Source organism: Xylanibacter ruminicola 23, from assembly GCF_000025925.1.
In the GTDB taxonomy this organism is placed as follows: domain Bacteria; phylum Bacteroidota; class Bacteroidia; order Bacteroidales; family Bacteroidaceae; genus Prevotella; species Prevotella ruminicola.
Map to the genome: position 1 here is coordinate 3,370,248 of NC_014033.1, position 26,979 is coordinate 3,397,226.

The following is a 26,979-nucleotide window of genomic DNA, read 5'->3' on the forward strand; positions in this document are numbered from 1 at the left end:
ATATGAAAAAGATTATTAATATATTGACTCTGGCCGCAGTATCGGTAGCATTCACATCATGTGATGACCTGTTTGAGCCTGCTATTGAAAACAACCTCGGTCTGGACTATATGTATGAAAACCCTCAGTACGCTGAAGGCGTATTGGGTAATGCTTATACACGTATCCCCTGCGCTGACTTCCCATTCAGCGAGGTGGCTACCGACGATGCTGTGAGCAATGACGCTACAAACGACTGGCGTAAGATTGCTTCAGGTACATGGACTTCGAACGAGAACCCATCAGAGCGTTGGCGTAACTGCCGTGCTGCCATCATGTATCTCAACCTGTTCCTGGCTAATGCCGACAAGGTGAATTGGGCTAATGACGAGATGGCTTCGCGTATGTTTAACGACCGTGAGAAGGGTGAGGCCTATGGTATGCGTGCCATGTATATGTACTATCTGTTGCAGGCTCATGGTGGTATGACTGCCGATGGTCAGTTGCTGGGTGTGCCCATCGTAACTGAGCCCGAGGATGCAAGTAGCGAGTTCAATTTGCCACGTAACACTTTTGCAGAGTGCCTGCAGGCCATCTATGATGACTGCGACCGTGCTTTGGAATTGTTGCCTACTAATTATAAGGATATTAAGAATGCCAGTGAGATTCCTTCAAAGTATCAGGGTGCAAACGTTGGTCAGTACAACCGTGTGTTCGGTGCTAACTTCCAGCTCCGTATGTCGGGTGCCATTGTCGAGGCTTTCCGTTCTAAGGCTGCTCTGCTGGCAGCCAGCCCTGCTTTCGAAAAGTCGGGTGCTACCATGGCTCAGGCTGCCGACTATGCAGCAGTAGTTCTGGACCGTATTGGTGGTGTAGCTGGTATGGATCCTAATGGTTGGACCTGGTACTGCAACAATGAGATTGATGCCCTCTCAGCTGGTCAGCTGCCAAAGGAAATCCTTTGGAGAGGTGAGGTGGAGAAGAGCGGTAGCAACGACCGCGAGGCTGACATGTTCCCTCCATCACTCTATGGTAAGGGTCGTATCAATCCTACTCAGAACTTCGTCAATGCCTTCCCAATGGCCAACGGTTATCCTATCGATAATGAAAAGAGTGGATTCAATGCTGCTAATCCTTATGCTGATCGTGATCCTCGTCTGACTGCGTACGTTGTTTATGATGGCAACGGTGCAGGTAAGGATAACACGGCTATCAACACTACAGTGGATGATTCACAGAACCGTGATGGTTTGAACAACGAGGTTGGTTCTTCTACCCGTACAGGTTACTATATGCGTAAGCTGTTGCGTCAGGAGATTAACCTGGATCCCTCGGCAAAAACCACACAGAAGCACTACAATGCTCGTATCCGCTTTACCGAGATCTTCCTGAACTATGCTGAAGCTGCCAACGAGGCTTGGGGCCCAACAGGTAAGGGTAACCACAGCTATAGTGCTTACGACATCATCAAGGCTCTGCACGAGCGTGCTGGTGTGGGTAACGACTATCTGGAGAGCATTAAGAACGACAAGGATAAGATGCGCGAGCTGATCCGTAACGAGCGTCGTATTGAGCTGAGCTTCGAGGGCTTCCGTTTCTGGGATCTCCGTCGTTGGAAGGCTAACCTGACAGAGCCCGCTAAGGGTATCAGCATTAAGACCGTTGATGGTAAGAAGACCTATACCACCATCGAGGTTGATAAGCGCGATTATAAGGACTACATGATCTATGGTCCAGTACCTTACTCTGAGATGCTGAAGTTCGATGAGTTGAAGCAGAACCAGGGCTGGTAATAAAACAATGTAAAACTAAAAAGTAAAAAAGAAAATGAAACGAATATATGCATTCATTTGTGGAATCTGCGCGCTGAGTGCTTTCACATCTTGTGAAAACAAGGAGGTGGAGTTTGACGACTTTGACTATCAGACCGTCTACTTTGCCAAGCAGACTCCTATCAGAACGATTGTACTGGGTGACAATGTTTATCCTACAGAACTTGACAACCAGCATCAGTTCGAGGTATATGCCACTGTAGGTGGTGTATGGAAGAACCGTCAGGATCGTACCATTCAGGTGGCTGTGGATAACTCACTGGTTACCGGTAAGACCTTCGAGAATGGTTCACCTGTCCAGGCTTTGCCCGAGGATTATTATGAGTTGTTGAGCAATACACTGACCATTCCTTATGGAAAGGTGATGGGTGCAGTGAAGGTTCAGCTCACTGATAAGTTCTTTGACGATGCCAAGGCTACAAGTCTGAATTATGTACTGCCTTTGCGTATTGTAGGCGCTAAGGACTCGGTACTGACTGGTAAGGACTATATCCTTTACGGTTTGAAGTATATCAACAAATATACAGGCGCATGGATTAGTCATGGTACTGATGAGATTGATCTGAATGGTGTGAAGTCGACCGAGACCCGTGAGGCTGAGTACCTGGAGAAGAACGAGATCCGCTACCTTACTACCGAAGGTCTGGCAGTAAGCAACTACTCTGTTCCTACAACAGTAGAGGCTTACAGATATGATGATGCTGCGAAAGCGTATAAGAAGACCATCGTATCACTGCCATGTAACCTCAAGCTGACCTTTGGTCAGGACGAGAGCTGCACAGTAGTTCCTACTACTGCAGGCTGCACCGGTTCTGGTTCAGGTAAGTGGACTTTGAAGGGCGCTAAGAATGCATGGGGTGGTAAGGATCGCGACGAGATCGTGCTCAACTATACCATCGATTATGAGTACACTGACTATGATCCCAATAACAATTGGGCTGCTGTTCAGCGTCATAAGATTGTGAAGAGCGCTGATACGCTGGTTATGCGTGATCGTCAGACCAAGCTCGAAACTTTCGTAGTAAAATAAAAAATAATTCTGAAAGATTATGAAACGTAATATTTCAAATATCATCTGTGGTGTTGTCGCCGTCTGTGGCCTCGCTTCATGTGCCGACACAGACATGATCAACATCTTTAAGGATAAGACTAAGAATCTGAAGGACTATGAGTACCTGAATGATTACGATGCGCTTAAAACATTTTCTAACCCTAAGGCTTCTCCCAATTTCAAGTTGGGAGTGGCCTTGGAGGCAGATGACTATAATGCCAACGGTCTTGTTACACGTCTGGCTAATGCCAACTTCATGGAGCTGACAGCAGGAAATGCAATGAAAATGGCTTCGTGTGTGGATGAGAATGGTAATCTGAACTTCGAGAATGTTCAGGCATTTGTTGATAATGCTGAGGCCAATGGTGTGTCGGTTTATGGTCACACACTGGCTTGGCATGCTCAGCAGCCCCTGAAGTGGTTGGAGAAGCTGCTCAAAGATAAGGAGCTCGACATCGATCCTAATGCGAAGCTTGAGAAGGAAGACTATTCTGGTGACTTTGTGGGCATGTCAAAGTTCCCTTATTATGTGATGGGTTATGAGCCATCTATTGTTAATGGCTGTCTGCATTCAGAGAACCCTGGTTCATGGTATCAGTATTTTATTGCTGATGGTATTTCTATCCCAGCCGATGGCAATTATACTGCTATTGTAAAGGTCAAAGGTTCTGTTGCAAATGATGGTCTTACCCTGAACTGTGGCTGGGGCTGGGGCTCTGGCGAGTCAGCTTCGGGTAAACTGAAGATTACAACAGACTGGACTGAGCAGAAGGTCGACTTTACCGGAATTCCTGGTGGAAAGAAGTGTAACCTTGTACTTCAGCCTGGTAGCTATGACGGTACTCTTGATATTCAGACCGTTCGTCTGGTTCATTACGAATCACCTGCTATCGAGGTTGCAGTTAACGATTATGATTACTCGTTCAAGGATGTTAGTAAGTTCCCATATTATGTGATGGGCTACGAGCCAACAATTGTTAATGGCTGTCTGCATTCAGAGAACCCAGGTTCATGGTATCAGTACTTCATTGCTGATAACATTCCGCATCCTATCGAGGGTACTTATGTTGCAACCGTACGTGTAAAAGCTTCAAAGGCTGGCAGCATGGCTCTTAATATGGGCTGGGGCTGGGGCTCTGGCGAATCTGCATCTGGAACTTTGAAGGTTGATACTGAATGGAAGGATGTGAAGGTTACCTATGATAATATCCCTGCCAAGTCATGTAACCTGGTACTCCAGCCTGGTAGCTTCGATGGTGTTATTGACATCGCATCGGTGAAGGTTGACCACATCGTAAAGATGAACACACTGCCTCTGACAGAGAAAGAGAAGAAGGATACACTGACTTATGCTCTGGATAAGTGGATCGGTGGTATCATGACTGCTTGTGATGGTAAGGTAAAGGCTTGGGACGTAGTAAACGAGGCACTCTCAAGCGGACATGCCGATGCTGAGGGCGTATATGCTTTGCAGCACCTGAAGGATCAGGAAGATCCTGAAAAGGCTGCAACCGAGAGCTTCTTCTGGCAGGATTATCTGGGCGATATCGACTATGTTCGTACTGCCGTTAAGCTGGCTCGCAAGTATGGTCCACAGGATATGAAGCTCTTCATCAACGACTATAACCTTGAGGCTGCTTGGGATCAGAACAACAAGGCCAAGAGTCTGGTTGCTTGGATTAAGCGTTGGGAGGCTGACGGCGTGACCAAGATTGATGGTATCGGTAGTCAGATGCACGTAACCTGCAGCATGAATGCCGACAAGCAGAAGGCTAATGAAGAGGCTGTTGTGAACATGCTGAACATTCTGGCTGGTAGCAAGAAGCTGGTTAAGATCTCTGAGCTTGATATGGGCTGTGAGGATGAAGCCGGCAATGTTATTAAGACAGAGAATATGACCGAGGAGCAGCATAAGGCTATGTCTGCTTACTATAAGTTCATCATCGAGAAGTACTTTGAGATTATCCCTGCTGACCAGCAGTATGGTATCTGCCAGTGGTGCATTACCGATGCTCCAACTAACTCAGGTTGGCGCAAGGGTGAGCCTGTAGGTCTCTGGGATCTCGATTATAACCGTAAACATACCTACGGCGGATTTGCTGATGGTTTGAACGGTAAATGATATTGTTTGTCTATGAGCAGACAATTTTAGAACTTTACATTGTTTTTGGAGCCTGGGCTTGTGAAAGTCCAGGCTTTTTTCTTGGTAGATTCAATAAAAATGTGTAATTTTGCAGGGTTTTTTGAAAGATCAGATTTATGAAGCCTGAATACATCAATAGATATCTCCAGACGGCTGCCAAAAAGAATTGGATTTTGTCAGTTTTTCTTGGCGCTTTGATCTTTTTGTTTTGGGGAGGATATCTGCCGCATGCACTTTCTTACGCAGAGCAATACCAACTGTTTTTGTGGACGCCTGACTATCTGTTAGGATGTTTGGGGCATCCAGGAGGGGCTGCTGAATGGCTCGAAACATGTATGGTGCAGTTTTATTACCTGCTGTGGTTGGGGGCAATGATTCTGGCTTTGCTTTTTATCGGCTATCAGCGGATGGTGGCAAGCTGGTTAAAAGCAGAGTCTTTTCTGCTGAGTTTGATTCCTGCTATTTTGCTCTTTTGGGCGATGGGCGATCTGGATGTGCTTCTTTCGTTTCCTATCGCTATTATGGCTTCTCTGGCGATGGCTAAGATTGGTGTTGCTAATCGTTGGTTGGATATCTGCAAGGAAATGGTTCTGACACCATTGGTATATTGGCTGATTGGTCCGATGGCATGGCTGTATGTAGCATTACGCATTGTGGTGGATTACAAGCGCTTTATCTGGCTGCCATTATGGTTGTTGGCCATACAACTGGTGTTGTGGCATACGTTGCTGGAGCAGTTACCCTTACACTCGGTGATGTGTTCTATGGGCTATTATCGTAGTCCATCGGTGGTTCCCCTGCTATGGATAGTGCCACTATCCGTGCTGTTATGTGTGTTGGCTGACCGACTATATATAAATAAGGTATTAAAGTGGCCTGTTCAGGCGATTGCCGTTGTGGTGTTAGGTTGGCTGGCTGTGACACGTGGTTATGCCGATGAGCGCTACGAGTTGGTATGGCAAGACTATCAAATCAGAAACGAACATTGGGACGACATCATCAAACGGGCCGAACAGAAAACGGTGGAAACGGCATTCTGGTCTAACAGCGTGAATCTGGCATTGGCAGAACGTCGCCAGTTGGCTGATAGAATGTTCGACTTTTACCAGAGCGGAATCGATGCCTTGTTAATGAATATGGTACGCGATCCATTCTCGAATATACCAGCTGCCGAGGCTTTCTATCGTTTGGGTATGGTTAATTCTGCACAACGGTATATGTTTGATATGCAGGAGTCGATCAATAATGGCAGAAAGAGCGGACGTTTTACCCAGCGTATCGCTGAGTGCTATATTATCAATGGGAAATACGATTTGGCCAGGAAACATCTGGCGCTCCTGAAGAACAGTCTGTTTTATAAGAACTGGGCAGAAGAGGCAGAGCAATATCTGGGCGATGAGGCTGGGATTAATGCCCATTCTGTTTGGGGAAAGTTGCGACAATATCGACAGAAGCAGGATTTCCTGTTCTACTACCCGGAGATGGCTTCGATGCTGGGTAGCTTGTTTAATGGAAACAGATCGAACACCATGGCGTTGGATTATTTCGTGGCGCAGGTCCTGTTGAACGGCGATGCGCCCACCTTCCAGCAGGCATTGCCATGGGTAGAGCAGTGTGGAGGCTATATGCAGATGCCTCGTGGTTATCAAGATGCCTTGAACTGTATCCAGCGTCAGGGTAATGTGCCAGGTTCGCCGTATGCCGCCTTTATCAGTAGGATGTTAGCGAAAGCACAGCAACAACAAAACAATCAAGTGTATGAAACAGCTCATTAATCATATTTCTATTGTCTTGACAGCGATCTTCTGTCTGGTCATGCTGGAGGGCTGTCGCCATCAGGTGGAGCATGCAACTCGTGTGCATCAGGTGCCTGCTATCTATCCCGATTATGTAGGGGTGACTATCCCGGCGGGTATTGCTCCCTTGGATTTTAATTTCGTGGGTGGCAATGTGGATCTGTTGGATGTAACGGTTCGTGGCTCTAAAGGAGGCGAACTGCATGTACAAGGTGAATGGGCTGACTTTGATATTGAAGCATGGCAACAGCTGACCCAACAGAATGCAGGTGGTGAGTTGCTATTTACTGTTTGTGTGGAGCATGATGACCAGTGGACACAGTATGATGATTTCAAGGTGTATGTGAGCAAACTGCCCTTAGAGGATTATGGCCTGACTTATCGTAGAATTCCACCTGGTTATGAGGTGGGTGGCGCTAACATCGGTATCTATCAGCGTGATTTGCACAGTTTCGACGAGACTGCCATTTTGAAGGTGAGTGCTGTTTACGGCCATTGCATCAACTGTCATACAGCTAACCAGACCAATCCTTCTACGCTTACCATGCAGTTCCGTGGCGAAGGTGGTGGCACCCTGGTGCAGAAGAATGGCAACCAGCAATGGCTGAATACCCGTACCGATTCTACCAAGGCTGCTGGCAGCTATGCCTACTGGCATCCGTCGGGGCGTTATTGTGCTTACGCCGTGAATTCGGTGCATCAGAATTTCCATGTGGGTACCGAGAAACGTATTGAGGCTTATCACCGCTTTAGCGATCTGATTCTCTTAGATACTCAGACCAATCAACTGATACTCTCGCCATTGTTACAGACGGAGGATCAGGAGATATTCCCCGCATTCTCGCCCGATGGTAAGTATCTGTATTACAGCACTTCGAAACCATGCAATCTGCCTGCTGAGTACGAGAAGGTGAAGTGTAGCATCTGCCGGATTGCCTTTGATGGGAAGACAGGCACTTTCGGTAACGAGGTTGATACACTGGTAAATACTGCGGCTACCGGTAAGAGTTATACGTTGGTTCGTCCTTCTTACGATGGACGCTGGCTGATGTTCTGTGTGAGCGACCATAGTAATTTCCCGGTGTTCCAGAATGATGCCGACTTATGGCTGATGGACTTGAAAACTGGTGAGATGCGTGAGTTGAAGGAGGTAAACAGTCGTAAGACGGAGAGCTTTCATAACTGGAGCTCAAACAGTGGATGGTTTGTGTTCTCGTCGAAACGCGAGAATGGCGAGTATGCCCAACTTTACCTGGCATCTATAGATGATAAAGGCCGTGTTACCAAGCCGTTCTTGTTGCCCCAGCGTAATCCCAAGAAATACTACAGTGAATTGTTCGACTCGTATAATGTGCCCGATTTCACCAAGTCACCAGTAAGTCTGGATGTACATGAGGTTCACAGACAGGTGTTTGATGGCAAGCGACAACAGGTAACAATTAGATAACCAAACGAAATGATGAAAAAGAATTGGAAACTATATCTGACAGCCCTATTTGGTATAGCTGTGTTCTGTTTCTGGGGGTATGTGTGGCCTGAAGTGATATTGGCGCGTGAGTCGTTTCAGCTGTTCCTCTATCAGGATGATTATCTGATGGAGCGGTTGGCTTTTCCTGATGGCATGGCGCGCTATGTTGGAGAGTTCCTGGTACAGTTCTTTCGATTCGTGACGCTGGGAGCCTTGCTATCTGCTATCTTGCTGGTTGCTATTCAACAGCTTTTCGGTGTGCTGCTGAAACGAGTTCTGCCTGCTGTCAGTGAAAAGATTCTTTTCCCCGTATCTTTCTTGCCTTCGGTCGTGCTGTGTTACCTGTTATGCGACCTGGACTTCTCAATGACTCTGCCTGTAGGTCTTCTGTTTACATTGGTGCTGATATTGCTATTGCCCCATCGGAAGATGCCTGCTTTCATCGTTTCATGTCTGCTCGTGCCAATAGGCTATTGGCTGGCAGGTCCTATCATCGTGTTGCTGCCTTTATATCATCTCAGAATGCTTTCTATCCCTCGCGAAAGAATAGCTGTTGTAGCACAGACTTCGGGTATGGGCCTGCTGTTGCTGGCCTGTATCATCTTCAGTTCGTATTTCGTGCCGTATTCTTTGGAGAATATATTCAAGGGCTTGGATTACCAGATGATTCAGCGTGGCAAGTTTGGCACCGATGAGGAGATGGTGTATGATCGTCTTTTGCGTATGAAAGACTGGAACGAGATTGTCAGGAGGTCGAACGAGCAGGAACCGCAGTCGTTAGCTTGTAAAAACGTGGTACGTTTGGCCAAGTATTACCTGAAGCAGATTTCCGGTGATGAGTTGAAGGAGAATCTGTTGCATACTTACGAGGTGCTGACCAGTGGTATGGCGGCCATGATGATGAGCGATGTATATCTTCACATGGGTTTCCCGAACATATCGCAACGTGCTGCCTTCGAGGTGCTGGAGAGTACTTCGAATTATAATATGAGTGGTCGTGAACTGTCGCGACTGGTGGAAACAGCTCTGATTACGGGGCAATATGAGGTAGCGTTGAAATACATCTCTTTGTTGGAATCTACCTTGTTCTATCGTAACTGGGCAAAACAGATGAGAGAGTTGGCTGCGCATCCTGAAACAATTAAAAGGGTGCCATTCTATGGCCCGTTACAGGATATCTATGGTCAGACAGTTGATGTGAATTTCTTTTAGATGAAGGTGATATGAAGAAGATAAACAAATGGGCTTTGATAACACTGCTGTCATTTCTCGTGTCGGCATGTAGTCTGCACCCTGATCATGTGCAGATGGTGAACCAGCAGCCTGATATATATCCGGATTATATCGGTGTAACGATACCTGTGGATATCGCACCGCTGAATTTCTCAATGACTGATGATGACTTTACAGATGTCTATGTAGATGTGAAAGGCGAGAAGGGTGGTTCTATACATGCAGAGGGGACCTATGCTGATTTTGACGTAGATGAGTGGCATCAGTTATTGAAGGCTAACAAGGGAAGTCGTTTGTTGGTGTCGGTGATGGCATGCAGAGAGGGAAACTGGTATCAGTATCGCGACTTTTCTATCGAGGTTAGTCCGAATCCGCTTGACGAATGGGGTATTACCTATCGCCGTATTGCGCCCAGTTATGCGCTCTATGGTCATATGGGGCTGTATCAGCGTTGTCTCTCTGACTTTACAGAAACGTCGATGCTGGAGAATTCGCAAGTGCATGGACAATGCATGAACTGTCATACCCAGAATCGTACGAATCCTGAGCAGTATGTGTTCCATGTGAGAGGTGAGCATGGTGCTACAGTGGTACATCAACACGGAAAGGATGTACTCCTCAAAGCGCGTAACGACAGTCTGGGAGGTACAATGGTCTATCCCTACTGGCATCCGAGTGGTCGCTATTGTGCCTTTTCAACTAATAAAACAGCACAGATGTTTCATACTGGCAACAACAAGCGTATTGAGGTGTTTGATACCTCATCGGATGTGTTTGTTTACGACATGGAGAAGCATGAGGTTATCAAGGATACCCTGATTATGACGACTGGTTGGGCAGAGAATACACCTGCTTTCTCGCCTGATGGTAAGTGGTTGTATTTTACAACTGTCAGATGTGGCAACTATCCCAAAGGCTATGATCAGGTAAGGTATAGTCTTTGTAGAGTGGCATTTGATGAGAAATCGGGCAAGATTGGTACCGAGGTGGATACGTTGGTAAATGCTGGTGTAACGGGTAAAAGCGTGACTTGGCCTCGCCCTTCGTATGATGGAAAGTACTTGATGTACACGCAGTTGGATTATGGTTACTTCTCGGTTTGGCATCCGGAAGCAGATTTATATATGCTTGATCTTGAGACGGGAGTAAACAGACCATTGAACGAGGTGAATAGCATACGTTCGGAGAGTTTGCATAACTGGACGCGTAATAGTCGTTGGTTCCTGTTTACCAGTCGTCGTGAGGATGGTTTGTACACACGTCTTTATTTCTCGTCTGTTGATGAACACGGGAAGGCCACCAAGCCGTTCCTGCTTCCACAACAAAATCCTAAGGAGTATTATCAGCGCTTAATGTATTCGTATAACACCCCCGATTTTACATCTGTACCAGTTAAAACGAATGCTCGCGAAATGGGTAGGAAAATAGAGCGTTTCTGATGATATCTATCTTGCTTTAAGTTATCTGTTACGTTTTACAAAGTAAATGATACATATAGGAAATCTAATATCGTTATTTTGTGCTACCTTTGCAGCAGTAAACTAATAAGCGAGAAAGAATGATTAATAAATCAGCAGCCATAGCAGCACTCATGTTGCTAGCTACAGGTGCGAAGGCACAGAACCCCTTCGTACAGACTTGGTGTACCAGCGACCCTGCACCGATGGTACATAACGGAATAATGTATGTTTATACTGGTCATGACGAAGATGGCGCCGACTTCTTTTGGATGCAGGAGTGGCGTGTATATTCAACTCAGGATATGGTGAACTGGCAGGACCATGGTTCGCCATTGGCCTTGGAGACTTTCTCGTGGGCCGATGACCGTGCTTGGGCCGGACAGACTATCGAACGTGACGGAAAATTCTACTGGTATATCTGTGCTCATTCAAAGATTTCGAATGGTATGGCCATTGGTGTGGCTGTGAGCGATAGTCCTACAGGTCCGTTTAAGGATGCACTTGGAAAACCTTTGTTTGAGAATGGCAGCTGGGATCATATCGATCCAACCGTGATGATTGATGACGATGGGCAGGCTTGGCTGATGTGGGGTAATCCACAGTGCTACTACCTGAAGCTGAACCGTGATATGATTTCGTACGAAGGTGAACTGGGAAAGCTGCCTATGACCGAAGAGGCTTTTGGCGGTCCGATGATGAAGGAGCGCGAGAAGGGCAAGACCTATAAAGATTCGTATGTTGAAGGTCCTTGGTTAACCAAGCGCAATGGTACATATCAGTTGTTGTATGCTGCTGGCGGCGTGCCTGAGCATATCTCCTATAGTACGGCTCCATCGCCTCTGGGTCCTTGGAAATATGCCGGCGAGATTATGCCGCTGTGCGATACCAACTCGTTTACCAACCACTGTGGTGTGGCCGATTATAAAGGTCATAGCTATTTCTTCTACCATACAGGTAAACTGCCAAATGGTGGCGGTTTCGGTCGTAGTGTAGCTGTTGAGGAGTTTAAGTACAATGCCGATGGCAGTTTCCCAAAGATTATGCCCACCGATGCAGGCGTGAAGCCTGTTGGCGTGTTTAACCCTTATCGTAAGGTTGAGGCCGAGACGATGGCTTTCTCGAAAGGCGTGAAGACCGAGCAAAATGATGAGGTAGGGGTTTATGTCAGTGACATCCACAATGGCGACTATATCAAACTTCAGAATGTGGCCTTTGCCAACAAGTATCCACGTACGTTCACAGCCCGTGTGGCCAGTGGTTTGCGTGGTGGCAGAATTGAGATTCATCTCGACAGTATCGGTGGCAGATGTTTGGGCACCCTGAACGTGCCTGGTACAGGTGGCTGGGAGAAGTGGCAGACCATTACCGTTGATCTGGATTACTCTACCATCACCGATATCGATGCACCAACCCGAACCATTTCGGGTTTGAACCTGCCTGCTACAGCCGACGTTTATCTGGTGTTCAAAGGTCGTAAGGGACCAAAACTGTTTAACTTCGACTGGTGGGAGATGCGTGGACTGGAGCAGGTGAACATGCCTTTGTTCCAAACCAAATATACTGCCGACCCATCGCCACTGGTAGTAGGTGATACCCTGTTCCTCTATACTTCGCATGATGCCTCGCCCGAGGATATCCCCGATGTGAACGAGAAGAGTTCGGCAGGTTTCTTTATGTACGACTGGCTGTTGTGGAGCACTACCGATATGGTGAACTGGACCGAGCATGGTGCAGTGGCTTCGTTGAAAGACTTCGCTTGGCGCAGTCGCGAGAACGGTGGCTGGGCTATCCAGACCGTAGAGCGTAATGGTAAGTATTACCTGTATGCCCCTCTGCATGGTCATGGTATCGGTGTACTGGTGGCCGATTCGCCTTACGGACCGTTTAAAGACCCACTCGGCAAGCCATTGGTTTGGGATCAGAGTAACTGGTATGATATCGACCCATCAGTTTATACCGACGACGATGGTCAGGCTTATATGTACTGGGGAAACCCACATACCTTCTGGGCTAAGTTAGGTGAGGATATGACATCGCTGACCAGCGGTGTAACCAAACTGCCACATATCCCCAACTATCAGGAGGGACCTTGGTTCTACAAGCGCAATGGTCATTACTATTTAGGTTTCGCATCAACCTGTTGCCCTGAGGCTTTAGGCTATGCCATGAGCGACAGTCCTACCGGACCTTGGGAATGGAAAGGCTATATTATGAAGCCCACCCAGCGCGACCGTGGTAACCATCCCGGTATCTGCGATTTCAAGGGACATTCGTATGTGTTCGGTCAGAACTACGATCTGATGCATCTGGAGACTTTTGTGCACCATGAGCGTCGCAGTGTGTCGGCTCAGGAGATTACCTATAATGGCGATGGCACCATCCAGGAGATTCCTTACTGGTTGGACCAGCAGCCCATGAAGCAGTTGCACTGGCTGAACCCCTACCAGCGTGTAGAGGCTGAGACCATGGCTTGGGGCTTCGGACTGAAGAGTGCCAAGATGGGTATCGAGAATCCTGGTGTGGTAGCAGATATGCCTACCTCAACGGGAAAGAAGAATATGTATATCTTTGATATTAATGATGGCGAGTATATCAAACTGCGTGGTGTTGACTTCGGTAAGGGTGCCAAGCAGTTTAATATCACAGCAGCCGCTACTGGTGGTTGCACCATCTGTCTGCGATTAGATAGTGCCGACGGTCCTGTGGTAGGTACCGTCACCATCGGTAAGACCGGTGGCGTTGAGAAATATCGCTCATTCGGTGGCAAAGTGAAGAATGCTGCTGGTGTGCATGATCTTTATATATGTTTCGACAAAGCATCAGGTGATGTTCGTCTGGATTGGTGGCAGTTTAAAAAATAAATAACGATAATGAAGAAACTAATATCAACTATTCTGTTCTGTGTAGTGGCAGTGTCGGCCACTGCGCAGAACCTTTCTGTAACTTATGTGGCTAAGAATGCCGTGAGAGTGAGATACGCCAATCCGGCTACAAAGAGTGAATTGCCCGACTGGTTGTATGTGAGTCACGATGAACTGAAACAAGCTGATATTACTGCCGAGGTGGATGGTCGCACCTTGACGGTGAAAGATAATACAGGTAAAGCTGTATTTAAAGCCACTGACCATCAGTTGGCGGGTAGCGAGGCTACACTGACTTTCGTCTCGCCTAAGGATGAATATCTCTTCGGTCTGGGACAGTTCCAGGATGGCTACAGCAATGTGCGTGGATTGTCGCGCCGACTTACACAGGTAAACACCCAGATCAGCATCCCCATGCTGATTTCGAGTAAGGGCTATGGCGTGCTGTGGAATAACTACGGCCTGACCGACTTTAACCCATGCAGTCACAGTGTGAAACTAACGAAGCGTGCTGGTGCCGGTGAGCGTGAGGTGGTGGATGTTACCTCTACCGAAGGTGGCAAGCGTGAGGTTCGCGAACGCCATATCTTCGAGGCCACGATTGATATTGATGAAACCGTCGATTATGCGCTGCTGCTCGATGTGGGGCAGAAGATGGCGCGCCGCCATAACCTGACCATAGATGGCGAGCAGGTGATAGAGATGCAGAACGTATGGCTGCCACCTACGGCCTCTAAGATAGTACATCTGACCAAAGGTCGTCACCAGCTGTCGGCAGAACTGACCAAGATTGATCAGCCTGTCGTATATTATAATAAGGTGAAAGACGAGACTGTGTTCCGTTCGCCAGTAGCCGATGGTGTTGACTATACGGTGTTTGTGGGTTCGCCTGATGAGATTATTGCGACCTATCGCGAGCTGACCGGTGAGTGCCCTCAGATGCCAGAGTGGGCTTTGGGGTATATCCACTGTCGCGAGCGTTTCCACTCGTCGGATGAGATTCTCCAGACCGCCAACCGCTTCCGTAGCGAGAACCTGCCCGTGAGTATGCTGGTTCAGGACTGGCAGTATTGGGGCAAATACGGTTGGAACTCGATGCGTTTCGATGAGGCGTTCTATCCCGATCCCAAGGCGCTGACCGACAGTCTGCACCAGATGGGCATGAAACTGATGCTGAGTGTGTGGTCGAAGATCGACAAGAACTCTGAAGTGGGTCAGCAGATGCTAGCCGCCAACTATTATATCCCTGAAACTGATTGGATTGACTTTTTTAATCCTGAGGCTGCCGCTGCCTATTGGAAGAACTTCAAAGAGCGCCTGTTGCCTTTGGGTATCGATGCCTGGTGGCAGGATGCTACCGAACCTGAGAACGACGACCTGTTGGACCGTAAGGTGAACAACGGTCGATGGAATGGTGAACAGGTGCGTAATGTCTATCCGCTACTGGTGAACAAGACGGTGTATGAAGGTCTTTTGGCTGCTGGTAAGGAACCAATGATACTCACCCGTTGCGGTTTTGCTGGTATCCAGCGCTATGGCTCGGCCATGTGGAGTGGTGATGTGGGTAACGATTGGGAGACTTTCCGCCGCCAGATTACAGCAGGTCTTGGCATGCAGGCTGCTGGTATCCCCTGGTGGACCTACGATGCCGGCGGCTTCTTCCGTCCGCAGAACCAATATACCGATAGTGCTTATATTGAACGCATGCTGCGCTGGATAGAGACCGCTGTTTATCTGCCACTGATGCGTGTGCATGGTTATATGAGTAATACCGAACCCTGGAACTATGGTCAGGAGGCGCAGACAATCATTGCTAACTGTCTGAAAGAGCGCTATCAGCTTCTGCCTTATATCAAGCGTTGCGCCAAGGCTGTCTCTGAACAGGGTAGTACACTGATGCGCCCATTGGTGTTCGACTTCGCACATGATGCCGAGGCTCTGAAGCAAAAGTATGAATACATGTTTGGTCCGGCACTGCTCATCAGTCCGGTTACCGAGCCAGGTGTGACCACATGGCGCACCTATCTGCCCAAGCATCCTGGCGGTTGGACCGACTATCATACAGGAAAATACTACGATGGCGGACAGTATGTTGAAACGCCAGTAACTAAGGCCTATATCCCTGTGTTTGTCAGAGTTGGATATTCTATAGAATAATTACATAAACTTTAAACTTATGAGCAAAAAACTATTATTAACTCTACTCATGGCCTGCGCTATGCAGGCAAAGGCCGGCACCATCACCAATGCTGATGGTACGGTAACATTCCAGTATAAGAACGACCAGGCCAAAGAGGTGCTGGTTGATGTGCAGTTTGCAGGGCGTAAAGCCATGCAGAAAGATGCCAAGACAGGCTTATGGACCGTAACGCTGGGTCCGGCTGCCCCCGACATGTATCCCTATTGCTTCGTGGTTGACGGTGTGAGCATCATGGACCCCGACAATCCACAGTACTTCCCCAACGAGGGCTTTAAGAACAGTCTGTTGGAGATCAAATCGAAAGACGGATTGCCCCACGACATCAAGAATGTGCCCCATGGCACCATGGAGTATATCCATTATTACTCTAAGAGTCTGGGCGGCACCAATACCGCCATCGTGTATTTGCCACCCAACTACATGATGAGTCGTGATAAGAAATACCCTGTATTCTATCTGATTAGTGGTACTACTGATACCGAAGAGGTTTATTATAAGGTGGGTCGTGTGAACTATATCCTCGACAATCTGCTGGCACAGAAGGCTGCCAAGGAGATGATTATCGTGCAGCCTTATGGTAATCCCACCAAACTGTTGGCAGCGCCTGCTGCTAACGGTGCCCCACAAACCCGTTTTGGTGGCGACGTGTTCAGTAAGGACCTGATCAACGACCTGATGCCTTATATCGAGAAAAACTACCGTACCATCAACAATAAGGATCATCGTGCCATCGGTGGTTTCTCGCGTGGTGGAAACCAGGCTTTGTTCAATGGCTTGAGCAACCTGGATAAGTTCTCGTATCTGTGCAGCTACAGTTCGTTTACATCAACCGATATTGCTGGTGTTTACGATAATGCTGAGGATACGAATAAGAAGATACGCCTGTTCTGGTTGGGTGTTGGTACCGACGATTTCCTGTATGGCAATGCCCGCGACTATATGGAGTTCCTCGACACCAAGGGTATCCGCAGTGTGAAGGAGTTTACCAACGATAAGTTCGGACATACCTGGATGAACGCCAAGTATTTCCTGACCAAGACCTTGCCACTGCTCTTCAATAAGAAAGCTGCCGAAACAGCCATGGCTACCGGTGAGCCAGCCCCTGCCAAGACCGGAAAGGAGCAGCAGTTCACTCCTGGTGTTATGGCCCGACTCTTCCCACGTCCTATCATCTCGCCCGAATATACCGAGGATGGTATCATCTTCCGTTTCAAGGCGCCTGAGGCTAAGAAGGTGGAGCTGGAGTGCGAGATGCTGCCCGAGAATGTGGCTATGGAGCGCGACAGCGACGGCGTGTGGAGCGTGAGGCTGAACGAGTATCTGTTTGAGACCTTTAAGTATTGCTTTGTGGTTGACAGCATGCAGGTTACCGACCCCAGCAACATGTATATCTCGCCCGATGCCGGCTTTAAGTACAGTGTGGCCGACAATCCTAAGTCGCCATTCAACTTCGCCTCGCAAGGTGAGATGGATCACGGTCGTGTCAGCTACGACTTGGAGCGTAATACCGCTTTCTATATCTCTGGCAATATGCGTATGGGCGTGATGCCTGCCTTTATCCAGCTGATTCCTGTCGAAGGTGAATCGGTAGAAAGCTGGTTTAAGGTAGGTGGTGCCGATGCCATTACCGACCGTTTGATTGCCGATGGCAATGCCAAGCCCTGTATGATCACCGTGAGCGCTCAGGATCTAAGTCAGCAGCAGGGTGGTATGCAGATGCCTGGCTTTAAGATGAATAAGCTGGACGCCAACGATTATCCTACATGGAGCTTGCGTCGCAGAGCCTTAGTAAAACTGTTGCTCGAAATTAAGAAGCAGCCCGATCCTGAGTTCCCCGCTATGGGCGGCTTTGGCGGTGGCGGCTTTAATGGAGGCGGTGGCTTTGGCGGCGGCTTCGGTATGTAAATCAAGAGAAAAAAACTATGAGACTTATATCAACTATTGTACTGTGTTGTGCTGCCCTCTGCGCTCAGGCGCAGCAGGGTGGCCAACTTCCATTAGCTTATCAGGTAGAGAATACTGGCGCAGCTTTTGCAAAGCCTGCCATGCCTGCAGCTAATGAACTGCCCGTTATCAAGGATCTGCCCGACCCACTGAAAGGCGTGAATGGTTTTAGTGACTGGGCGCGTAAGCGTAGTGAGATAGCTGCGCTGATACAGCATTATGGTATTGGCGAGAAACCTGCTGTGAAGAAAGAGAATATCAAGGCCCGCATGAGTGGCGACACCCTCATTGTGGATGTGACCGTGAATGGACAGACACTCACTTTGACCTCTGAAATCAGATATCCCAAAACGGGCAAGGCGCCTTATCCCCTGATGATTGGCTCGAGCATGATTGCGCTGCCACGCCAGTTGTTCGAGGACCGTCCCATTGCCACCATGAACTTCCACGAGAAGCAGGTGAACGACTACGGACAGTGGGGCAAGCACCATGAGCGTGGTGAGCACAACTTCGACCGTCTCTATCCACAGTTGAAGGATAACGGTGCTTATAGCGAATGGGCTTGGGGCTTCAGTCGTTTGATTGATGGCTTGGAGCTGTTAGGTCCTGAGGTAACCAAGATTGATACCAAGCGTATTGGTGTTACAGGTTGCTCGTATGCCGGAAAAATGGCCCTGTATTGTGGTGCTTTTGATGAGCGTGTGGCTCTGACCATCGCTCAGGAACCTGGTGGTGGCGGTGCTGCTGCCTGGCGCTACTCGCATCTGCAGGACAGCGTAGAGAATCTGGATAAGACCGACTATCACTGGTTCTTGGAGAGTCAGCTCACTAACTTCCATGGCGACAGTGTGTATCAGCTGCCTTACGACCAACATGAGCTCTGTGCACTGATTTGTCCACGTGCCTTGCTGCTGTTAGGTAATCCCGATTACAAGTGGTTGGCCGACGATGCCATGTTGGTATCAGCCAAGGCAGCCAAGAAGGTATGGGAGCGTTTCGGTATTGCCGATCGTATGGGTTGGAGTATCGTTGGTGGTCACGGCCACTGTCAGTTGCCTGAGTGCCAATGGCCCGAAGTTTTGGCCTTTATTGATAAATTTTTGTTAGGCAAAGATACTAAAACGAGTGATATTCGCGTTTATTCTAAAACATTAATCAAATGAAGAAGACTATATTATCAGTATGTATGTGTTGCCTCTCGGCTATGGCCATGGCTCAGCCAGCAGGCGGATTCGGAGGTTTTCAGGCACCTCAGGTGAAGCTGGAAACCTCGCAGGAATGGAAGGATGTGAATTATGCTGGCGACGACCAGGCTTATCACACCTGTGATATCTATCTCCCTAAGAAGGAGCAGGCATCCTATCCTGTGGTGATTCATATCTATGGCAGTGCCTGGTTCAGTAACAGCAGTAAGGGTATGGCTGATTTGGGTACCATCGTCAAGAGTCTGTTGGATGCCGGTTTTGCAGTGGTTTGTCCAAACCACCGTTCGAGCATGGATGCCAAGTGGCCTGCTCAGATTCACGATATTCGTGCCGTCATCCGTTTTGTACGTGGTGAGGCTAAGAAGTATAAGTTTGATACCAAGTTCATCGCTACCAGCGGCTTCTCATCAGGTGGTCATCTGGCTTCTACTGCTGCTACTACCAGTGGTACCAAGCAGACTAAGGTGGGCACCGTGGATATCGACCTGGAGGGCAACGTAGGTAACTATCTGAACGAGAGCAGTTCTGTAAATGCTGCTTGCGACTGGTCGGGACCTATCGACCTGACTGCTATGGACTGTGGTGAGTCGATGAAGATGGGCGAGAACAGTCCTGAGGACGTGCTGTTGAACTCAAAGTTGGCTAAGGAACCTGATAAGTATCTCAGTCTGAGTGCCAATACCTATGTGGATAAGAACGATCCTCCTATCATCATCTTCCACGGTGAGAAGGATAACGTTGTGCCCTGCTGCCAGGGAAAGGCTTTCTTCGAGACGTTGAAGGCTGCAGGAGTAAAGACCGAGGCTACCTTCGTTCCCGAAGGCAGTCATGGCGGACCAGCTATGTATGTAGAAGAAAACCTTCAGAAGATGGTGAATTTCCTGAAGGCGCTCCTGTAAAATGACTATTCTTATAACAAGAAGTAGCTTTTCGCCATGCGAAAAGCTACTTCTTGTTGGGTGATAAGCTACTTTTCGATTAGCGAAAAGTTACTTTTTGATTTAGTCGTGGAGAATTAATGCCGACTGGGCATCTACGATGGCCTTGGAGCCTTTGAGGGTGCCGAGGCCATTCTCATTGATGGTGCCATCGCAGCATACGATGGTGTAGTGGCCATCAGGGATGGTGAGCTCCATGGGCTCCTTGTTGGCATTGAGCACCACGATGATGTTGCGCCAGTCGTCGCGTCCTGCATAGTTCTTCAGACGGAAGGCTACCACACTCTCTGGAGCATCGATAAACTCCAGATGCTTGCGCACCAAGTCGGCATTGCCCAAACGGAAAGCAGGATGATTCTTGCGCAACTGAATCAGGTTCTTATAATAATTGAACACCTGTGGATACTGCTTCAGGTTGTCCCAGTTGAGCTGATTGATGCTGTCGGGCGACTCAAAGCTGTTGTGCACACCTTTCTTATTGCGCAGCAGCTCCTCGCCACTGAGCATGAAAGGCACGCCCTGTGAGGTGAACACGGCTGTCTGTGCCAGCAGGTCGAGCTTGATCAGTTCCTCGGTGGTGATGCCTGGGATGCTGCTCTGCAGGCGATCCACCAGGCACATGTCGTCGTGACAGCTCACGTAGCTGATCATTTGCGTAGGCTCTGTGGCCCAAGGCTCCTTGCTGTAGTTCACCTTGGTCATATCCACCTGCGGATGACTGATGGCACCAGCGATACCGAACTTGATGCTCTCCTTATGGCCTGCCAAGCCAGCTAAGAATGCGGGCTGCTTATCGTCGCTGAACGGACCGCGCAAAGCATCGCGAATCTCATCGCTAAAGGCTGCGATAGTTGGCATCTGTGGGATGTTGGCCTTCATGCCCAACTGCTCGTTAGGAATAGCACAGGCACCAGCACTCCAACCCTCGCCATAAATAAAGATGGTGGGATCGATGTCGTTAACAGCCTTTCGGATGGCGTTCATCGTCTCGATGTCGTGAACGCCCATCAGATCGAAACGGAATCCATCGATATGGAATTCGTTAATCCAGTACTTCACGCTCTCAATCATGAACTGGCGCATCATGGGCTTTTCGGATGCAGTCTCGTTGCCACAGCCACTGCCGTTGCTGTACTGACCATCGGCTGTTTTGCGATAGAAATAGTCGGGATAGGTGCGCTGGAAGTTGGAGTGCTCGATGTCGTAGGTGTGGTTATACACCACGTCGAGAATCACGCGGATGCCAGCCTTGTGCAGCGCCTGCACCATCTGCTTGAACTCACGAATACGCACCTCGGGCTTGTAAGGATTGGTGGAATAGCCACCCTCGGGCACATTGTAGTTCACTGGATCGTAGCCCCAGTTGTACTTGTTGTCGCTCAGTCGTGTCTCATCCACTGAACCATAGTCGTAGCTGGGCAGGATATGCACAGCGTTGATACCCAACGACTTCAGATGGTCGATAGCCCAAGGCTCGGTGAGCGCCATGAACTTGCCTGGATACTGCGCATCCTGACGATTGATAGAGAAGTCGCGATGGTGCATCTCGTAGATAATCAGATCTGCAGGCGATTTTGTGACAGGACGCTCATCACAGCACCAGTGCTCAGGATCGGTGCTGGCCATATTGATGATGGCGCCACGCTTACCGTTGGCACCTACGGCCTTGGCAAAGACACCAGGGCACTCGCCCTTACCCATGTCGAAGGTGTAGAACTTTCCCATCAGGTCGCCCTTGATGGTAGCTGTCCAGCACTCGTTGCCAGTCTTCTGCATTTTTACGCGTTTGATGGCCTTGCCTCCTAGTCCGTCTTTATAGACACGGACAGTAATCTGCTTGGCATCATTGGGTGCAAACAACTGGAACTTGGTTGCTTGAGGTGCATAGCTCACCTCTTTAAACGTCTGTGCTACTACCTGATGGGGTAGTAGCATAGACAACAATCCTGCAAAAATCAATTTCTTCATGCTTTATTTTGCAATAAGTGATACGGCGAAACCTCCACCAGGAGCCTCTGTGAGCTTAAGCACATCCTTGGCTGTTACCACCTTCTTGGTGATGACATAAGCCTGAGGATTCTTCTCGTAGTGAGCATCCTTGGCATCGGCATAGATGGTACAGTCGTACTTACGACCTTTGTCTAAGAAGTTGAGTTTGATGGTGCTCTTGTGTCCGTTCTCATCACATTTGCCACCGATAAACCAGTTGTCGGTGCCCTTGGCCTTGCGGGCTACGGTGATATAGTCGGCAGGCTCGGCCTCCAGGTAGATGCTCTCGTCCCAGTCGCAAGCCACATCACGGATGAACTGGAAGGCATCGTCGAACTTCTCGTAGTTTTCGGGCAGGTCGGCAGCCATCTGCAATGGTGAGTACATGGTGAGATAGAGGGCCAGCGAACCGGCGATGGTGATGCGTGCCCAAGAGTCGTTGTCGCTCCACTCCTTCAGCTTGGTGACGAAGATACCTGGGGTGTAGTCCATCGGACCGCCCTGCAAACGGGTGAATGGCAGGATGCAGGTGTGATCGGGGTTAGAACCACCGAAGGCCTCGTACTCTGTGCCGCGAGCCGACTCGTTACCAACGAGGTTAGGCCATGTACGGCAGAGACCTGTAGGACGTGTTGCCTCGTGGGCATTGACCATGATATGGTGCTTGGCAGCCTCTTTCACTACATAGAGGTAGTGGTTGTTCATCGACTGTGAGTAGTGATGGTCGCCACGAGGGATGATGTCACCCACGTAACCGGTCTTCACAGCGTCGTAGCCGTATTTGTTCATCAGGTTGAAAGCCTGTTCCATGTGGCGCTCGTAGTTCTGGGTAGAGCTTGAGGTCTCGTGGTGCATCAGCAGTTTCACACCCTTAGAGTGGGCATAGTCGTTGAGCATCTTGATGTCGAAATCAGGATAGGGGGTCACGAAGTCAAACACGTCGCGCTTCCACAGGTTGGCCCAGTCTTCCCAACCAACGTTCCAACCTTCAACCAATACCTCGTCGAGGCCGTTCTTGGCTGCAAAGTCGATATAACGCTTCACCTTCTCGTTGTTGGCACCATGACGACCGTTAGGCTTCACCTTGTTCCAGTCGATCTGGTCGAGCTTAATGCTGGGATACTCATCGGTATAGTTCCATGAGCTCTTGCCCACAATCATTTCCCACCATACACCGCAGTACTTAGTGGGGTGGATCCATGAGGTGTCTTCAATCTTACAAGGCTCGTTCAGGTTCAGGATGAGGTTGTTCGACAGCATGTCGCGTGCATCATCCGATACCATCACGGTGCGCCAAGGGGTATTGCAAGGTGTCTGCATGGCACCCTTCAAGCCTGTAGCATCGGGAGTAAGGTGGCTCACGAAGGTGAAAGGCTGTGGCAAAGGATAGCGTGAAGGAGCCGGATTTGGGGTATAGGCATTAGTAAAGCCTTTCAGCTCCTGTGAGAGATGCTTGGTCTGAGCATCAACCAACTCCAGGTGCATCGTAGCGTAATCCTGGCAGGCTGCTTCGTGGATGTTGATGTACAGTCCATCGTCGCTCTTCATCTGGAGCGAAGTCTGAACGCCAGTCTCTGAGAATACGGCTACCGATGAGTTATACCAGTTAACGGCCTCGTTGAAACGGGCACGTATGCCAGAGAGCTTGGTCTCTTGTGTCTCCTGCTCCTGGGTGTCGTAATCGCCAGGCAGCCACCAGGCAGTGTGATCGCCTGCCATGGCAAACTCTGTGCGTTCCTCTTCAATCAGGAAGTAGTTGAGCTCTTTCTGCTGAGGGAACTCGTAACGGAATCCGATACCATCGTCATAGACACGGAAACGGATGAGCATCTGGCGCTTAGCTGATGGCTGATCCAACGTTACTGCCAGTTCGTTGTAATGGTTGCGAATGTTCTTGGTTTCGCCCCATACTGGCTGCCAGGTCTCGTCGAAGGTAGAGGTTTCTTCCTTGGCGATAGCGAAGCCGTCCATCAGGTCGGTCTCGTTGGTCCACTTGGATGAGTGGCGGTCCTTAGCCAGCTCCAGTCCGAGATGAGAAGGCTTGATGACGGCACGTCCCTTGTAGGTCATCTCATAGACAGGGCGACCAGTGTTGTCAACAGAAAACTTTAATTCAATGTTGCCGTTAGGCGATTTCACATTGCCGGCGATGGCCATCAGTGGCAGCAAAGCCAGCGATAAGAGTAACTTTTTCATTTATTTTCTTCCGCTTTGAATAATTAATGTGCTGATTTCGTTATTGAAGTCGTCGGCCTGCAGCAACTGCTCGATAGTGAGGTGCATGCGATAACGCCAGTAGTGGCGTGGATTGGCCGGGATGTTGATGCGCTCGGCATTCTGGTCGGGAAGGCGAAGGCCCTCGTCGATGCTCAGCCAATCCTGCAATGACAGCAGACAGAGCATAGAGGGCGATGTGAGATGACGACTCACAATGTCCTTTGCCAACCAACCAGGCAGTGGGTGTGGAGCTGCACCACCACGACGTAAAGTGGTGTTATAGTAAGTCTGTGTCTGCTCCTCGTCCTCGTCCCACCATTGGCGCAATGTTGACATATCGTGGGTAGAGATGGTATCTACCGAGCGATAGGGGTTGTGCGACAGTTTGCCGAAGCGTGTAGTCGGATCCTTTGGCATCGACTGGATTTCGAGGCTCAGGATGCGCAGTTCGTTCATCACCCAGGGTACGCAATCGGGCACCATACCCAGGTCTTCGGCACATACCAGCATGCGTGTGGCCTGTGTCAAACGTGGCATCTTCTTCATCGCTTCGGTGTACCAGAACTGGTTGTTGCGGCGATAGAAGTAGTCGTTGTACAAACGATTGAACACGAACTTATCGTTGTCCCAAAGGGCCTCGTAGATAAAGTCGTTCTGCACACCGATGCGTGGGTGGAACTTGTCCTTGTTCTTGCGATCGCGCACAAAGAGCACATCGCTGATGAGGGCATATAGACCATCGCGCAGATTCAGATCAGCCTCGTCGGTCTTGCCCTTGAATACGGCTTCAACCTTACGCTGGGTGTCGTATTCGGGCTTCATCTGCCAGATATCGTCGTGAGCATGATCCAGGAAGGTGTCCTTCACGTACTGAGCACGCTCGCCAAATATGCGCTCCAAAGTCCAGTCGGCAATGAATGGCTTGGTGAACAGCTCTTCCTGGAAGTGCAGACCGTAGGCTTCGATTTCCTCGCGGGTCATACCCAGTGAGGGCGAGAACTGACCTAACAAACCGTGAACGGCATCGATAGGTATTTCCCAAATGCGGAAGAAACCTAACACGTGGTCGATGCGATAGGCATCGAAGTACTCTGCCATCTTGCGGAAACGGCGAACCCACCAAGAGCAGCCGTCTTCAAGCATGGCATCCCAGTTGTAGGTGGGGAAGCCCCAGTTCTGTCCGTTAGCCGAGAATGCATCGGGTGGTGCACCGGCCTGTCCGTTCAGGTTAAAGTACTTGGGCTCTACCCAAGCCTCTACACCATCGCGACTGATGCCGATGGGGATATCGCCCTTCAAAACCACGCGCTTCTTGCGGGCATAAGCATGGGCGGCACGCATCTGCTGATCGAGGTTGAACTGTACATAGTACCAGAAGGCCACCTCTTTATATAACTTAGTTGTTGACTTGCTCATGGCCTCGCGCTCGCTGTCGGGCAACTCATGATGGTCGGGCCAGTCTTGGAATGTGGCTGTGCCGTATAGATCACGGTAATGACAGAAAGCGGCATAAGGTACCAGCCACTCCTTATTCTGTTCGAAGAACTGCTTGAAGGCTGCCGTCTTCATGGTCTTGGCACCTTCCTGAGCATAGATGGCACGCAGATACTCCATCTTGGCATTGTTTACACGCTCATAGTCGATTTGTGGTAGGGCGTTCAGCGATTTACGCAGAACCTCGTACTCCTGGCGCAGTTTTTCGTCTTTCAGCTGTGGCAGCTGGCGCAAATCGGTGTATTGCGGATGCAGTGCATAGATGCTGATAGAGTTGTAGGGATATGAATCCTGCCAGGTGTGGGTGATATTGGTATCGTTGATGGGCAGCACTTGCAGTACGCGCTGCTTGGTCTTGTCGCACCAGTCAATCATCAGCTTCAGGTCGCCGAAGTCGCCAACACCAAAGCTGCCCTCACTGCGTAATGAGAAGATAGGGATAACGGTACCGGCACCCTTCCAAGGATAGACAGGGAAGTAGGCCTGCGACAGTTCATAGACAACGACCTCGCCATCTGCTATTTCCGGTAGCTCAACGGTACGGTTCATACCGTTCTCCCACAATGGAGTGACATCTACCTCTTCGTCGAGGGCCACGAATTTGAACTCGATGGTACGAGGGAGTTTGTCGGCGTCAAGACTGATCACCCATTCGTTGTTCTCGTGCTCAGCCATGTCGATGGCACGCTTTGCCTCCCAGTTTCCTAAGGTCTCGCCGCCACCAATCAGTGCCAGGCGCTCGTTGTTGCGCAGCTGTGGGGCACGAACCTTCAGACGTACGGTCTTGCCATAGGATGTAAGGTTGCTCATTTTTTGTGTACGGGCGGCCACACATTCGGTAAAAGCAGTCGAGTACATATACGAATCCTCTGGGATATCAATCCAGTGGTCGTAAACCATATAACGGGCTCCCTTGGCTGCAGCAAACTCCAAACGGTGTGGAATAACCAGCCACTCGTGACGCTGCTCATGGTCGCCGCGCATCACGGTATAATAATAGTCGATGTGGGCAGCCGATTTCTCTGCCTTATTCATTTCGCACATCCAGTGCAGCCCATCCAGGGTTGTCATCTTGTGCTCTTCCGTCTTGCCATCCGTTAGGATGTTCAGTGCCAGCTCTTCGCCGAAGATAGTCTGGTACTCCAGGTTGAAAGTGATCTTCATACCAA

15 protein-coding genes and 1 pseudogene are annotated in these 26,979 nt (G+C 49.3%); 13 read left to right on the plus strand and 3 right to left on the minus strand.

Annotation, left to right across the window (positions count from 1 at the left end):
- The first annotated feature begins 2 nt into the window (after positions 1-2).
- The 13 genes and pseudogenes from PRU_RS14040 to PRU_RS14105 all read left to right on the plus strand — a co-directional run bounded on the left by PRU_RS14040 (position 3) and on the right by PRU_RS14105 (position 20,071).
- Positions 3-1,772 (plus strand): RagB/SusD family nutrient uptake outer membrane protein, encoded by a 1,770-nt coding sequence (locus tag PRU_RS14040; protein ID WP_013063196.1) that lies wholly within the window; start codon positions 3-5, stop codon positions 1,770-1,772.
- Between the two features lie 34 nt (positions 1,773-1,806).
- A complete protein-coding gene (locus PRU_RS14045) occupies positions 1,807-2,841 on the plus strand; it encodes a DUF5627 domain-containing protein (RefSeq protein ID WP_013065175.1) in 1,035 nt (344 codons plus the stop codon).
- Between the two features lie 19 nt (positions 2,842-2,860).
- On the plus strand, positions 2,861-4,984 hold the full coding sequence (locus PRU_RS14050) for an endo-1,4-beta-xylanase (protein ID WP_013063764.1): 2,124 nt from the start codon (positions 2,861-2,863) through the stop codon (positions 4,982-4,984).
- Positions 4,985-5,121: 137 nt separating this feature from the next.
- Positions 5,122-6,780, plus strand: a complete 1,659-nt coding sequence (locus PRU_RS14060; RefSeq protein WP_224082997.1) for a DUF6057 family protein — start codon at positions 5,122-5,124, stop codon at positions 6,778-6,780.
- Positions 6,764-8,248 carry a TolB family protein gene (locus PRU_RS14065; RefSeq protein ID WP_013063945.1) on the plus strand — a complete coding sequence of 495 codons (1,485 nt, stop codon included), beginning with the start codon at positions 6,764-6,766 and terminating at the stop codon, positions 8,246-8,248. The genes PRU_RS14060 and PRU_RS14065 overlap by 17 nt, the downstream gene beginning before the upstream one ends.
- 9 nt (positions 8,249-8,257) lie before the next feature.
- Positions 8,258-9,481, plus strand: a complete 1,224-nt coding sequence (locus PRU_RS14070) for a DUF6057 family protein (protein ID WP_041386359.1) — start codon at positions 8,258-8,260, stop codon at positions 9,479-9,481.
- A gap of 11 nt (positions 9,482-9,492) precedes the next feature.
- Positions 9,493-10,941 (plus strand): TolB family protein, encoded by a 1,449-nt coding sequence (locus PRU_RS14075; RefSeq protein WP_013062996.1) that lies wholly within the window; start codon positions 9,493-9,495, stop codon positions 10,939-10,941.
- Positions 10,942-11,165: 224 nt separating this feature from the next.
- Positions 11,166-12,416, plus strand: a pseudogene (locus PRU_RS14080) (glycoside hydrolase family 43 protein); the annotation flags it as partial.
- A 57-nt stretch (positions 12,417-12,473) separates the two neighbouring features.
- Positions 12,474-13,823 carry a family 43 glycosylhydrolase gene (locus tag PRU_RS16185; RefSeq protein ID WP_177168177.1) on the plus strand — a complete coding sequence of 450 codons (1,350 nt, stop codon included), beginning with the start codon at positions 12,474-12,476 and terminating at the stop codon, positions 13,821-13,823.
- 9 nt (positions 13,824-13,832) lie between these two features.
- The gene (locus tag PRU_RS14090; RefSeq protein ID WP_013064576.1) at positions 13,833-15,980 is read left to right on the plus strand and encodes a glycoside hydrolase family 31 protein; all 2,148 of its coding nucleotides are present in this window, start codon (positions 13,833-13,835) and stop codon (positions 15,978-15,980) included.
- A gap of 19 nt (positions 15,981-15,999) precedes the next feature.
- Positions 16,000-17,928 carry an alpha/beta hydrolase-fold protein gene (locus PRU_RS15485; RefSeq protein ID WP_080517214.1) on the plus strand — a complete coding sequence of 643 codons (1,929 nt, stop codon included), beginning with the start codon at positions 16,000-16,002 and terminating at the stop codon, positions 17,926-17,928.
- 17 nt (positions 17,929-17,945) lie between these two features.
- Positions 17,946-19,130 (plus strand): glucuronyl esterase domain-containing protein, encoded by a 1,185-nt coding sequence (locus PRU_RS14100; RefSeq protein ID WP_013065393.1) that lies wholly within the window; start codon positions 17,946-17,948, stop codon positions 19,128-19,130.
- Positions 19,127-20,071 carry an alpha/beta hydrolase gene (locus tag PRU_RS14105; protein ID WP_041386361.1) on the plus strand — a complete coding sequence of 315 codons (945 nt, stop codon included), beginning with the start codon at positions 19,127-19,129 and terminating at the stop codon, positions 20,069-20,071. The genes PRU_RS14100 and PRU_RS14105 overlap by 4 nt, the downstream gene beginning before the upstream one ends.
- Positions 20,072-20,173: 102 nt before the next feature.
- Here the strand turns inward: PRU_RS14105 and pulA are convergent, their stop codons facing one another.
- Genes pulA through PRU_RS14120 form a run of 3 tightly spaced genes read right to left on the minus strand, consistent with a single transcriptional unit; the run spans position 20,174 to position 26,974 of the window.
- Positions 20,174-22,045, minus strand: coding sequence for a type I pullulanase (gene pulA / locus PRU_RS14110; protein ID WP_224083064.1), 1,872 nt, complete (start codon positions 22,043-22,045; stop codon positions 20,174-20,176).
- A gap of 36 nt (positions 22,046-22,081) precedes the next feature.
- Entirely contained in the window at positions 22,082-24,295 is a 2,214-nt protein-coding gene (locus PRU_RS14115; RefSeq protein ID WP_013065504.1) for a glycoside hydrolase family 97 protein, read from the minus strand.
- Entirely contained in the window at positions 24,296-26,974 is a 2,679-nt protein-coding gene (locus PRU_RS14120) for a 4-alpha-glucanotransferase (protein ID WP_041386364.1), read from the minus strand.
- Between the last annotated feature and the right edge of the window lie 5 nt (positions 26,975-26,979).

Coding starts and splice junctions, on each gene's coding strand:
- PRU_RS14040 (WP_013063196.1), top strand. CDS start 3: ATGAAAAAGATTATTAATATATTGACTCTGGCCGCAGTATCGGTAGCA.
- PRU_RS14045 (WP_013065175.1), top strand. CDS start 1,807: ATGAAACGAATATATGCATTCATTTGTGGAATCTGCGCGCTGAGTGCT.
- PRU_RS14050 (WP_013063764.1), top strand. CDS start 2,861: ATGAAACGTAATATTTCAAATATCATCTGTGGTGTTGTCGCCGTCTGT.
- PRU_RS14060 (WP_224082997.1), top strand. CDS start 5,122: ATGAAGCCTGAATACATCAATAGATATCTCCAGACGGCTGCCAAAAAG.
- PRU_RS14065 (WP_013063945.1), top strand. CDS start 6,764: ATGAAACAGCTCATTAATCATATTTCTATTGTCTTGACAGCGATCTTC.
- PRU_RS14070 (WP_041386359.1), top strand. CDS start 8,258: ATGATGAAAAAGAATTGGAAACTATATCTGACAGCCCTATTTGGTATA.
- PRU_RS14075 (WP_013062996.1), top strand. CDS start 9,493: ATGAAGAAGATAAACAAATGGGCTTTGATAACACTGCTGTCATTTCTC.
- PRU_RS16185 (WP_177168177.1), top strand. CDS start 12,474: ATGCGTGGACTGGAGCAGGTGAACATGCCTTTGTTCCAAACCAAATAT.
- PRU_RS14090 (WP_013064576.1), top strand. CDS start 13,833: ATGAAGAAACTAATATCAACTATTCTGTTCTGTGTAGTGGCAGTGTCG.
- PRU_RS15485 (WP_080517214.1), top strand. CDS start 16,000: ATGAGCAAAAAACTATTATTAACTCTACTCATGGCCTGCGCTATGCAG.
- PRU_RS14100 (WP_013065393.1), top strand. CDS start 17,946: ATGAGACTTATATCAACTATTGTACTGTGTTGTGCTGCCCTCTGCGCT.
- PRU_RS14105 (WP_041386361.1), top strand. CDS start 19,127: ATGAAGAAGACTATATTATCAGTATGTATGTGTTGCCTCTCGGCTATG.
- pulA (WP_224083064.1), bottom strand. CDS start 22,045: ATGCTACTACCCCATCAGGTAGTAGCACAGACGTTTAAAGAGGTGAGC.
- PRU_RS14115 (WP_013065504.1), bottom strand. CDS start 24,295: ATGAAAAAGTTACTCTTATCGCTGGCTTTGCTGCCACTGATGGCCATC.
- PRU_RS14120 (WP_041386364.1), bottom strand. CDS start 26,974: ATGAAGATCACTTTCAACCTGGAGTACCAGACTATCTTCGGCGAAGAG.